Annotated in this window: 9 protein-coding genes; all 9 read right to left on the reverse strand. The window is 62.6% G+C overall.

What is annotated here, in order from left to right:
• Positions 1-32: 32 nt before the first annotated feature.
• The 9 genes from H6A15_RS01270 to H6A15_RS01310 all read right to left on the reverse strand — a co-directional run bounded on the left by H6A15_RS01270 (position 33) and on the right by H6A15_RS01310 (position 10,946).
• Positions 33-710, reverse strand: a complete 678-nt coding sequence (locus H6A15_RS01270) for a regulatory protein RecX (protein ID WP_204671628.1) — start codon at positions 708-710, stop codon at positions 33-35.
• Complete coding sequence (recA, locus tag H6A15_RS01275) at positions 711-1,805, reverse strand: recombinase RecA (RefSeq protein WP_204671629.1); 1,095 nt, start codon at positions 1,803-1,805, stop codon at positions 711-713. It lies immediately after the preceding gene.
• Positions 1,806-2,102: 297 nt separating this feature from the next.
• Positions 2,103-2,609 carry a CinA family protein gene (locus H6A15_RS01280; protein ID WP_204671630.1) on the reverse strand — a complete coding sequence of 169 codons (507 nt, stop codon included), beginning with the start codon at positions 2,607-2,609 and terminating at the stop codon, positions 2,103-2,105.
• Positions 2,610-2,620: 11 nt separating this feature from the next.
• Positions 2,621-3,241 carry a CDP-diacylglycerol--glycerol-3-phosphate 3-phosphatidyltransferase gene (gene pgsA, locus H6A15_RS01285; protein ID WP_204671631.1) on the reverse strand — a complete coding sequence of 207 codons (621 nt, stop codon included), beginning with the start codon at positions 3,239-3,241 and terminating at the stop codon, positions 2,621-2,623.
• Between the two features lie 9 nt (positions 3,242-3,250).
• On the reverse strand, positions 3,251-4,603 hold the full coding sequence (rimO, locus tag H6A15_RS01290; RefSeq protein WP_204671632.1) for a 30S ribosomal protein S12 methylthiotransferase RimO: 1,353 nt from the start codon (positions 4,601-4,603) through the stop codon (positions 3,251-3,253).
• Between the two features lie 61 nt (positions 4,604-4,664).
• Positions 4,665-5,162: a YajQ family cyclic di-GMP-binding protein gene (locus H6A15_RS01295; RefSeq protein ID WP_204671633.1), complete on the reverse strand. Its 498-nt coding sequence runs from the start codon at positions 5,160-5,162 to the stop codon at positions 4,665-4,667.
• Positions 5,163-5,192: 30 nt separating this feature from the next.
• The gene (locus tag H6A15_RS01300; RefSeq protein ID WP_204671634.1) at positions 5,193-6,479 is read right to left on the reverse strand and encodes a helix-turn-helix domain-containing protein; all 1,287 of its coding nucleotides are present in this window, start codon (positions 6,477-6,479) and stop codon (positions 5,193-5,195) included.
• The gene (locus tag H6A15_RS01305) at positions 6,479-9,274 is read right to left on the reverse strand and encodes a DNA translocase FtsK (RefSeq protein WP_342635781.1); all 2,796 of its coding nucleotides are present in this window, start codon (positions 9,272-9,274) and stop codon (positions 6,479-6,481) included. Before H6A15_RS01305 ends, H6A15_RS01300 begins: the two co-directional genes overlap by 1 nt.
• A gap of 4 nt (positions 9,275-9,278) precedes the next feature.
• Positions 9,279-10,946: a ribonuclease J gene (locus tag H6A15_RS01310; RefSeq protein ID WP_204671635.1), complete on the reverse strand. Its 1,668-nt coding sequence runs from the start codon at positions 10,944-10,946 to the stop codon at positions 9,279-9,281.
• Between the last annotated feature and the right edge of the window lie 209 nt (positions 10,947-11,155).

The following is an 11,155-nucleotide window of genomic DNA, read 5'->3' on the forward strand; positions in this document are numbered from 1 at the left end:
GGAGCAGGCGCCCCCCCCCGCGGCAGCACACGCTAGTCGCCATTCTGGGCAAGGCACTCTTTGACCGCGTCGCTCGCGACGCCGTAGCTGAAGCCCTTCGCCATCAGGTGCCTCACAAGCTTCTCGTACGCCTTGTCGTCGGGAATGCGCCTGCGGGCGAGGATGTCACGGGCACGGTCGCGTTCGCCATCCTCTGACATGAGCGAATCTGCAAGCTCAAGAAGGCCCTCGTCGCGCACGCCGCGCAATGCAAGCTCTCGCTCGATCTTACGTCTGCCCCAGCCGCGACGCATGCGCTCCTCCACGAACGCGGTTACGAAGCGACGCTCGTCCAAAAACCTCAGATCTTGGGCGCGCTCCACGGCGGCGTCGATGGAGGACTGCCGATAGCCGTATGAGGCAAGCTTGCGTTTGACCTCGGCCTCACCGTGCTCGCGGCGCGAGAGCATCTCGACCAGATGGGCGAAGCAGGTCTTACGTTCGAGCGCGCGAAGCTGATCGATGCAGGCAGCGAGCTCTTGGGGAAGCTCGGGGACATCTTTAGCATAGAGCCTTCCGACGCGCGCGGGCACGCGGTATGAGGCTTCATGGCCTCGCTCGCATGAAAAGGTCACCGTCGCCTGGGGACGACGAGCTGCAGGGCCGGAGGCAAGCTGTGGGGCCCTGCGCTCGGGAAGCGTCACCGCGACATCTATGACAAGCTCGTCCATCTACTCGCCGAGCGCATCCGGAAGAAGGTCAACGGCATCGCCGGTAGGTTCATCAGAAAGCTCAAGGCCGCAGGCGACGCGGACACGATGCTCGATCTCGTCTGAAAGATCGGGATGAAGGCGCAGGAAGTCCTTCGCGGCCTCTCGCCCCTGTCCAAGACGTTCGGACTCGTAGGTATACCATGCGCCCGATTTTGAGACGATGCCGTATTCGACGCCCATGTCCAAAATCGAGCCCTCTTTGGAGATGCCCGTGCCGTACATGATGTCGAACTCCGCCGTCTTAAAGGGTGCGGCGACCTTGTTCTTGACGACTTTGCAGCGGACGCGGCTGCCGACGATCTCTGACCCCTGCTTGATGCTGTCGATACGACGGATATCGATGCGCACCGTCGAGAAGAACTTCAGGGCGCGGCCGCCTGTCGTAGTCTCGGGGTTGCCAAACATGACACCGATCTTCTCACGAAGCTGATTGATGAAGATGCACGTCGTGTTGGACTTGGAAAGCGAGCCCGCCAGCTTTCGAAGCGCCTGACTCATGAGACGCGCCTGCAAACCGACCGTGGTCTCTCCGATCTCTCCCTCGATCTCGGCACGGGGAACCAGCGCGGCGACCGAGTCGATGACCACCGCGTCGATCGCGCCGGAGCGGACGAGCATGTCGCAGATCTCCAGGGCCTGCTCACCGGTATCAGGCTGCGAGATAAGCACCTCGTCGATGTCTACGCCGATGCGGGCGGCATAGGCCGGGTCGAGCGCATGCTCGGCGTCGATAAACGCCACCACACCTCCTGCAGCCTGCGCCTCAGCGAGAATCTCGAGCGAAAGCGTGGTCTTGCCCGAAGACTCAGGGCCATAGATCTCGATAATGCGGCCACGTGGGACGCCGCCGATGCCGAGCGCAGCATCAAGCGCCAACGCACCGGTGGGAATCGCCTCGATCTCGAGCTCGGGGCCATCGTCTCCGAAACGCATGATGGAGCCCTTGCCGAACTTCTTCTCGATCTCCGCCGTTGTGGCCTCGATCATCTTGTCGCGAGCCTCACCGGTAGTGCGCTCATGAATTACGCGAGCCGGGCCTGAACTCTTAGCCATGCGAATCCTCCTCTAGTTGACCGAAATCATGATAGGCGAACAGCTGTTCGCGGTCAAGGGACATTGACCTCATGATACGGACGGATGCTTGCCTGATGTTGTCGCCCTGCTGTTACAAACCTTCCCGCAACCTCTTCAATTTCTAACAGAGGCGGCCACCGACCTTGACGCAGCTTGCCAACGCAGGCTTTGCGCAGGTACATGGCGCAGAGAACATCGTCAAGGCCTTCGACAGAGCCAAGGGGATGCAAACATCCCGGCTACGACGCGAAGCCCCCGATCGTACAATCACAGACTCTACACAAGCGTGCCCAGCAACAGCTCGAGGGCTCGTGCGGTGGCAGCAAGGCGCACGCAGGCACGAGAGCCCTCGAAGTGCCGGCATTCAGAAGTCGTGCCTGATGCGGTTGAAAGCCCGAGATATACGGTTCCCACCGGATCGGCGGGCGTCCCGCCGCCGGGTCCCGCATAGCCTGTCACGCTGACCGCGGCATCTGAGCAAAAGAGCCGACGGGACCCATCGGCCATCTCGCGTGCAGTCTCATGAGATACCGCCGTGCAACGAGCAAGGGTGTCTGGCGACACCCCGAGCACGCGCTCTTTGATCTCTTCCGTATACGTCGCCGCCCCGCCCATCAGCACCGAGGAAGCACCGGATATAGAGGCGATGCAGGAAGAGACCATGCCGGCAGTGCATGACTCGGCAGTGCTTACGGTACGGTTCAGCGCCGAAGCACGCGCCACGAGCTCTCCGGCGAGCTCGTGGCATCGACGGGAAAGATTCTCTTGCGGCTCTTCATCCATCAGTTGCCGCCTTAGACCCGAAAGACTACCTTGCGAGCGTTCCAAAAATATTGGAGGCCCGATACGACCGTCAGCACCACGGCGGCGATCATCAAAGCCTGCGAGATGCCGAGAATCCATTCGGACAGGGTCGCCACGCCGAGCGAAGTCAAGCCGAACGAGACATAGAAGCCGCACAGCGACACCATGGTGACGGCGGTTTTCGCCTTGCCGAGCTTATCGGCCGCAATGACTTCGCCAGCGGCGCTTGCGACCATGCGCAAGGCGCTCACCAGGAACTCTCGGAACAAGATGATGAACACGAACCATACGTTGACGTAGCCGTCGGCAAGCAGCAGGAGAAGCGCCGAGAACACGAGAAGCTTGTCAGCGATGGGATCGAGGAACTTGCCGAAGTCGGTAATCTCATTTCGCTTGCGGGCAAGCGATCCGTCAAGCTTGTCGGTAAGGCTCAACAGGATGTACAGGATACAGGCGCCGATCGCAAGCGCAGGCTGCGTGAGGGCGCCTGCCACGTCGCGAGACTGAGTCGCCAACAGCATGAAGACGGGAATGAAGCAGATCCGGATACAGGTGATGACGTTCGCCGGCGTCCAGATGCTCGTCAACTCGCCTTGCGCGTTTCGCCCCATTGCTCTCCCCTATCCAATCACATGCCCGACGAGCTCATAGCAGAAGCTGTCAGTGAACTCGACCTGCACTATATCACCAACGGCGGCCTCGACGGCATCGAGATGGACGGCGCCGTCGCAGTCGGGTGCCTGGAACCATGCATGGCCGACGAGCTCGTAGCCGTCATCGGTCTCTTCGACGCCGTCGATGATCACCTCGGCGGTCTCGCCAACGTGCTCCGCGGTCGCAGCGAAGCCCAGCGCCTCCGCAAGATCCATAGCGGCCTGGGTGCGATCGAGCTTTTCGTCCTCGGGAATCTGGTCCTCCATGCGGGCGGCACGAGCCGGCTCTTCACGCGAGTACGGAAACACGCTGACGTAGTCAAAGCCGATTCGATCCATGAAGGCGAGCATGCGCTCGTGCTCCTCGACGGTCTCGCCCGGGAATCCCACTAGGTAGGTCGTACGGATGACCATGCCGGGGATCTCGCGGCGCAGCCGTGCAAAAAGATCTTCAAGCTCCTGCTCGGACCCAGAGCGGTTCATGCGGGCAAGAACATGCTCGCAGCAATGTTGTATGGGAATGTCGATATAGGCAAGGACCTCCGGCGTGTCGCGAATCGCAGAGATGAGCTCGTCAGTCATGCCCTCTGGCTGGAGGTACAGCACGCGCAGCCAAACGCCCTGGCCGCGAACCTCCTCGGCGAGGGAGACGAGGAGCTGGGCAAGGTTGTGGGGACCTGAGCCCTCCTGCGAGAGATCGCTTCCCCAGATGCCGGTATCCTGACCGATGAGCACGATCTCGCGCACGCCCTCAGACACAAGGTCGACAACCTCTTCGCGAATCTCTCCGAAGGGGCGGCTATGATACCGGCCACGTATGAACGGAATGGCGCAGAAGCTGCAGAAGCGATCGCACCCGTCGGAGATCTTGACATAGGCGACAGCGCCTTCGACGGTGCGCTTGACCTCGGGGACCGCGGCAGGGGCGCTTCGGTCGATGCCAAGCAGGCCGTCGACGACCCCGACGATGCCGTCCTCCTCGTCGGTGCGCACAAAGGCCGCGACCTCCGGGAGCTCTTCGGGCAGCTCGTCGCCGTAACGAGAAGGGACGCAGCCGCACATGACGATGGGAACCTCCCGCACGCCGCCTGCGACCTCCTCGGCGAGCGAAAGGGTCGCCTCGATGCTCTCAGACGTCGCCGAGGCGAGGAAGGAACATGTGTTGACGATGGCGAGGTCGGCCTCGGAGACATCGTAGGCCTCCTCATAGCCGGCAGAAAGGAGCAGGGAGCGCATGCGGTCGGTATCGACCTCATTCTTAGCGCATCCGAGCGTGATGTAGTAGATGGCACCGAATGCCTCGGTGAAAGCGTCAGACATGACGAGTAAACCTATCCGAATCGAAGTATACGAGAACAGCTTCTAGGCAGCCGGGGCCTGTTTAGCGATAGTTCGTGAACTGCAGGGGCTGGCCGTAGTCCTGGCTGCGGAGGAACTGGATGACCTCCTGGAGCGCGTCCTTGGAAGCAGATGAGACGCGCAGCTTGTCGGACTCGATCGTGACCTTCACCTTGAGCTTGAGATCCTTGACGTCCTTGTTGATCTTTTTCGCCGTGGGCTGGTCGATTCCCTGCACCACGTGCCCGACGACGCGCACCGACCCACCGGAGGCGGCCTGGGGAGCATCCCATGAGAGCGCCTTGATATCCACGCCGCGCTTGATGAGCTTCGTGTTCAGCACGTCGGTGATCTGACGAGCGACGAAATCGGCGGGCGCCACAATGGTGAATACGCCGTCTGCCTTGGAAAGGTCGATGGTTGCGCCCGAATCCTTGAGGTCATAGCGCTGGGTGATCTCACGGGCGGTCTGCTGATAGGCGTTGTCCACCTCCTGCATGTCTACCTGAGACACCACGTCGAAGCTCGAATCCTTTGCCATGTCTATTCCCCTTTCAAAGCGGACGAGGCGCTACTGGGCAGCCGCAGCCCCGTCATTGGTTCCATCAGTGGTTTCGGTGCCGTCGCCGGTTGTCGTCGCCGGTGTCTGCGGAGCGGTGATGCTCACGCGGGCGACGCCGGCGATGGAGGTATCCCAGCGGACATCCTCGCCATTTTGCGTCACGCGGACGTTTCCGGGCTCGCTCGCCGTGATCTCAATCGAAGAGGTCACGGTATATTCCTGGGTCAAAGGCCCGACGACGTTGTTCGCATAGATCGACTGGCCGTTTAACTTGATCTCGAGCCACGACTGGGCCCCGTCCTCGACCGAAATGGCGATCACAAGCTGCTCCGGCTCAGACGTCGTTGCAGGAGAGGTCGCTGAGGTCTGGTCGGTGCTGGGCTCGCCTGTCGAAGCCTCGGTATCAGGTGTGGTCGCAGCTGTCGTCGAGGCAGGCGTGGTGGCGGCCTGGCTCACGGCAACCGTCGACGGGCTAGAGGTGTCATCGGCGCCCTGAGAAGAGCAGCTGCGCACCAGCAGGAACACGAGGGCGATGATGATGACGAGGGCCGTGACGAGCGCTCCTATGAGCAGGCGCGGATCGAGGCCGCCGTTGCTCGACGACCCTCCCCTGCCGCCCCTTCCCGAGCGCGGGGGCACCGATCCACGCGCGCCCTGTGGACCGCGCGGAGGGTTTCCGCCCCCGCGAGCAGCCATGCGGGCGCTTCCCGGACGAGGCGACGCTCCGTAAGGCGGAGCGGTTCGAACACGGGGCTGGACACGCGTGCGGTCGAGCTCGTCTCCGGGCAACGCACGCGTATTTTGGTAGCCGCGCGGCTGGCGCATGCCGGCGGCCGCCAGCGTCCTGTCAGGACGCCGCGTGTCGGTCAGCGCGACGGGCTCGTGCCCCGACGTGGCGTCGGAAACATATCCCGCCTGCGGGGGGCGCTGGGCATACCGCGAGCTGATGCGGGCGTTGTCGACGATCATGAAGCGTCCGGTGGCGCTGGCTGAGCGAGGACTCACCGAACCTGCAGCGTCCTGAAAGCGCCCGCCTGCATGCGCCGTCTGGCGCTCATATTCGTAGAGCTCGTCGAAATAGGCATTGACCACCTCGCGGGGGTTGAGGCCCAGATAGCGCGCATAGCTCGAAATCATGCCCTGGGCATAGCCGCGAGGCGGCATCGAGGCGAAATCCCCCATCTCGAAGTACTCGATGATCTGGGGGCGGATCTTGATGACGTTGGCGACCTGTTGAATGGACATGCCCATGTGACGACGCCTGTTCATGAGCATCTCACCGAACCGTGCAGCCATCAGAAACCTCCCATTCCATCATCTTCAGCCATCCGAGACTCAAGGGACTCAAGCTCGGCCAGTCCCTCGGCATCGAGCAGCACCTCACGGGGCTTGGAGCCATCGGGAGGACCGACGACGCCCTTCTCCTCAAGCATATCCATGATGCGTCCGGCTCGCGCATACCCCACCTTGAGGCGGCGCTGCAGTCCCGACGTCGAACCGAGCTGGGATTCCACGACGATCCGGGCGGCTTCCCACAGCAGCGGGTCGTCGTCGGAGACATCATGCCCGCCCCCTCCGCCGCCGATGGCAGCAGGAGCCACGGCGGAGAGGATCTCGGTATGGTAGTCGGCAGGGCTCTGCTCCTTTACGAACCCGACGACGCTGAAGATCTCCTCATCCGAAACGTAGCAGCCTTGGATGCGCTTCGGCTTTCCCCAGTCGACCCGCGAGAACAGCATGTCGCCCTGACCGATGAGCTTCTCTGCACCCGTCTGGTCCAGAATGACGCGGGAGTCGATGCCGGTTGCGACCGTAAGGCCGATACGGTTGGTGATGTTCGCCTTGATGAGACCCGTCACCACGTTCGAACTCGGACGCTGCGTGGCGACGATCATATGGATGCCGGCGGCACGTCCCAGCTGGGCGATGCGCACGATGGACGCCTCGACGTCCTTTCCCGCAACCATCATGAGGTCGGAGAGCTCGTCGATGACGATGACCAGGTAGGGCATCTTGGCGGGAGGGTTGTCGTATTTCTCGAACTCGCCGGCAGCCTGCTTCTCGTTGAACGTCGAGATCTTGCGCACGCCGATGCGTTCAAACACCTTGAGGCGTCGCTCCATCTCGGAAACGGCCCACTGCAAGGCGCTCGCAGCCTGTTTGGGCTCGGTCACGACCGGCACGTAAAGGTGCGGCAAACCGTCGTAGGGAGCGAACTCGACGCGCTTGGGGTCGACCATGATGAGGCGGACATCCTCGGGGAAGGTGCGCATGAGAAGGCTCATGAGGATGGAGCTGATGACCACCGACTTACCGGAACCTGTCGTACCCGCGATGAGGAGATGGGGCATCTTGGCAAGATCGGCAACCATGGGCTGCCCCTCGGCATCTCTGCCGAGCGCAAATTCGAGGGGCCCGCCCGTCACATAGGGCAGGATGTCGCCAAACGCAACCGTCTGGCGGGTGCGGTTGGGAATCTCGATGCCCACAAGAGAGGTGCCTGGGATGGGCGCGAAGATACGCACCGAATCCGTGGCAAGCGAAAGGGCGATGTCATCTTCGAGATTGGTGATGCGGCTCACGCGCTCGCCTTCGCCCGGCTGCACCTTGAAGGTCGTGACGGTCGGTCCGGCGATCCAGCCAACTACCCGCGAGTGCAGGCCAAACTCCTGAAGGGTTGACTGCAGCCCCTCTGCCGTCTGCTCGAGCTCCCGGTTCGACGAAGCGGAGCTCGCGGAGTTGGGGTTGTGGCGCAGCATCGACGCCGGAGGAAGCTTTCGATCCTCTTCCTCGGGGGTCGCGCCGTCGGCAGGCTTGACCGAAGGAGCCTTCGAACGAGGAGGCACGCTCGATGCCTCCTCGACAGGACGATCAGACGGCGCGTCGTAGGACGAGCCGTCGATGACCGTTGTGGCAGCCGCGTCGGAAGCGGCGTGCCTCTTAGGATGCATGAGAAAGTCAGGGATCGCGGGGGCGCCAGGGTTCATGACGCGCGTGGCGCCCTCGAAGGGCGGCTCGTCTTCAAGGTCGCCCAGGCCGGTCGCCTTGTCGTCAAGCAGGACGGTGGGCGCGCTGTCGGCGGCGTCCCCGCCTCGAGATGACGACGCATCCTCGCGGACATCGCTGCGATCGCCCTTGTCTTTGCCGGACGCCTTCTTCTTTGAGCGCCCCTTGACCAGGCCTGAGAGCAGCGTGGTCTCCGCCTTCTCAGCGGCAAGCTGCTCGGAAAGATCGACGAAGGGGTCTTCATCCTCCTCGTCTGCCCCAAGCACCGTGGTCTCTCGATTGCCCAAAAACGTTGTCTCGGCGGTCCCGTCGGCGTCGAAAAGGCTTGCCTGGACGGCACCGGCGCGAGGCGCTTTTGGAGTCATGGCCGCATGCGGCGCCTCGTCGCCCCACGGCTTGTCGTTCACATCGACATGTCGACGCTCCGCAAGACGCTCCGCCCGCTCTGCCGCCGCGCGCACGACGCCGCCGACGGAGAAGCCTATGAGCACAAGCCCCGAGACCAGGATACCAGAAAGCACGACCATGGCGATCACCTTGCCGAGGGCGCCGGCGAGCACCGAGGCGATGGCATAGCCGACATACCCGCCGCTCGCAGCAAGATCGGCCTCGCCGACCGTCAGGCCCCACACCATAGGGTCGCCCGTCAGCGCAAGCACCAGCATGGAGATGACCGAAAGGAAGATGAGGCAGACGCCGGCAAGGGTGCGAACGTTGAACACCGAGCGGTCGCGCAGAAACAGCGTGGCAGAGAACACCAGAAGACCGAGCGGCAAGACATATCCTCCCAGGCCGAAGCCAAGATGATAGAAGGATGCCAGGGCACGGGTCAGCGGCGCCGTCGCCGGAGAGAGCACCGCGATGAACGACGCGACGGCGAATACGGCGACGACCACGCCTGCGATATCGCGGGCGGCCGACGCTGTCATCAGGGGCTCAGACGGCTCTTCGATGGCGCGAGCGGCGGGACGGCTGCCATTGGCGCGCAGCTTGGCCTGAGCCTTGCCGCCCTTGGCAGCCGCCTTGGTCGCGGTCTTTTTGTTCTTCGTTCCGGCAGTTCCGGAAGATCCAGCGCGACGTGCCACTCCTTTAGACCTCCATGACGACCGGAATGATCATGGGCCTGGTGTGGGTGTGGTTCCAGATGAAATTGGAGACCGAGTCGCGAAGCGCCTTGCGAAGCGCGTCGGTGCCGCTCGTGGAGAAGTTGAACGAGCCCTTCTCCGCCATCTTCATGATCGATGCCGTCGCCTGCTCGGTGAACTCATCATCGATCGTGAAGGAGACGCCGCGGCTCGAGAACTCGACCGCATCGATGCGCTTGCGCTTGAGCGAGACGATGGCCACGGCGGTGACCATGCCATCGTTGGCAAGCTTCTGGCGGTCACGCAGCACGATGGGGTCGGTGTCGCCGATGCGCAGGCCGTCAACATAGACCACGCCGGACTCGACCGACGGGCCCAAGGTGACCTCTCCGCCGCGCATCTCGAGCGACTCGCCGTTATCGAGGATGAAGATATGGTCCTCGGGCATGCCCATCTTGCGCGCCAGGCCCGCATGTGCGCGAAGGTGCACCGCCTCGCCGTGAACGGGCATGAAGTAGGTGGGCTTTGCCATCGCGAGCATGAGCTTGAGCTCTTCTTGACTGCCGTGGCCAGAAACGTGCACCAGCGTGCGGCTCTTGTCGAAGACGTCGCAGCCCAGCTTGGCCAGGCTGTTGATGACCTGCTGGACGGCCTTCTCGTTGCCCGGAACGGGCGTCGCCGAGATGATCACCGTGTCGCCCTCGTGAATCGAAAGGGTCTTGTGCTCGCCGTTTGCCATGCGGGAGAGCGCGGAGAGCGGCTCGCCCTGAGACCCGGTGCACATGACGACGATCTGGTTCTCGGGAATGTTGTTGATCTCATAGGCGTCGATGAGGTCTTTCTCATCGATCTTGAGGTAGCCGAGCTCGCGGGCGACACGCGTGTTGGTCAGCATGGATCGGCCGGTGACGACGATTTTGCGGTTGCAGGTGCGCGCGGCGTCGCAGATCTGCTGGAGGCGATGAATGTGGCTCGAGAACGACGCGACGAAGACGCGGCCGGGCGCGTTCTTGATCGCATGCAGGATGGAAGGGCCGACCTCCGCCTCAGACTTGGTAAAGCCGGGGACCGTCGCGTTTGTGGAATCAGAAAGCAGCAGGTCGACGCCGGACTTGGCGAACTTGTTGATCGCGGCGTAGTCGGGCGTGACGCCGTCGATGGGCGTCTGGTCGAGCTTGAAGTCTCCGGTATGCATGACGGTGCCCTGCGGCGTGCGGATATAGACGCCGAGCGCTCCGGGAATGGAGTGCGTCATGGAGAAGAAGTCGATGGAGATGCAGCCAAGCTGGATGTGCGACCCGCCCTGCACCTCACGGAACTTCGGGGCGCGGATGCGGAACTCTCCGAGCTTTCCCTCGATAAAGCCCAAGGTGAGCTTGCTCGAGAAGATGGGCACCTTGTTGTTGAGGTCCTGCAGCAGGTAGGGCAACGCTCCGGTATGGTCCTCGTGACCGTGAGTCACGACGATGCCGCGCAGCTTGTCCTCGTTCTCGAGAACGTAGGTATAGTCCGGCAGCACCAGATCGATACCGGGCTGAGAATCGTCGGGGAACATGAGTCCCGCGTCGATGAGCACCATGTCAGGGCCGCACTCGATAACGGTCATGTTCTTGCCGATGCCGTCAAGGCCACCCAGCGGAATGACGCGCAGGGGCGGTTTCTTTTTTGCCATGTTGTAGATGGTTCCTTTCTCGTGTATGGAATACGACACGCAGCGATGCCGCGAAAACGTGCAGGTCGCGCACGCGGAGGCCTTGGGAGCAGCAGCGACCGGCCGTCATGCGCACAGGTTTAACTATTGTATACCGCGTCACTTATGCCCAACCCAAACGACGATGATTCCACCGATTGAGCGCGAATCGTGCGCCCTCACCCGCGCGA

Source organism: Enorma phocaeensis, from assembly GCF_016901575.1.
Lineage (GTDB): Bacteria > Actinomycetota > Coriobacteriia > Coriobacteriales > Coriobacteriaceae > Limicola > Limicola phocaeensis_A.

Excerpts from the sequence above, each read along its gene's own strand:
- H6A15_RS01270 (WP_204671628.1), bottom strand. The coding sequence starts at position 710 with ATGGACGAGCTTGTCATAGATGTCGCGGTGACGCTTCCCGAGCGCAGG.
- recA (WP_204671629.1), bottom strand. The coding sequence starts at position 1,805 with ATGGCTAAGAGTTCAGGCCCGGCTCGCGTAATTCATGAGCGCACTACC.
- H6A15_RS01280 (WP_204671630.1), bottom strand. The coding sequence starts at position 2,609 with ATGGATGAAGAGCCGCAAGAGAATCTTTCCCGTCGATGCCACGAGCTC.
- pgsA (WP_204671631.1), bottom strand. The coding sequence starts at position 3,241 with ATGGGGCGAAACGCGCAAGGCGAGTTGACGAGCATCTGGACGCCGGCG.
- rimO (WP_204671632.1), bottom strand. The coding sequence starts at position 4,603 with ATGTCTGACGCTTTCACCGAGGCATTCGGTGCCATCTACTACATCACG.
- H6A15_RS01295 (WP_204671633.1), bottom strand. The coding sequence starts at position 5,162 with ATGGCAAAGGATTCGAGCTTCGACGTGGTGTCTCAGGTAGACATGCAG.
- H6A15_RS01300 (WP_204671634.1), bottom strand. The coding sequence starts at position 6,479 with ATGGCTGCACGGTTCGGTGAGATGCTCATGAACAGGCGTCGTCACATG.
- H6A15_RS01310 (WP_204671635.1), bottom strand. The coding sequence starts at position 10,946 with ATGGCAAAAAAGAAACCGCCCCTGCGCGTCATTCCGCTGGGTGGCCTT.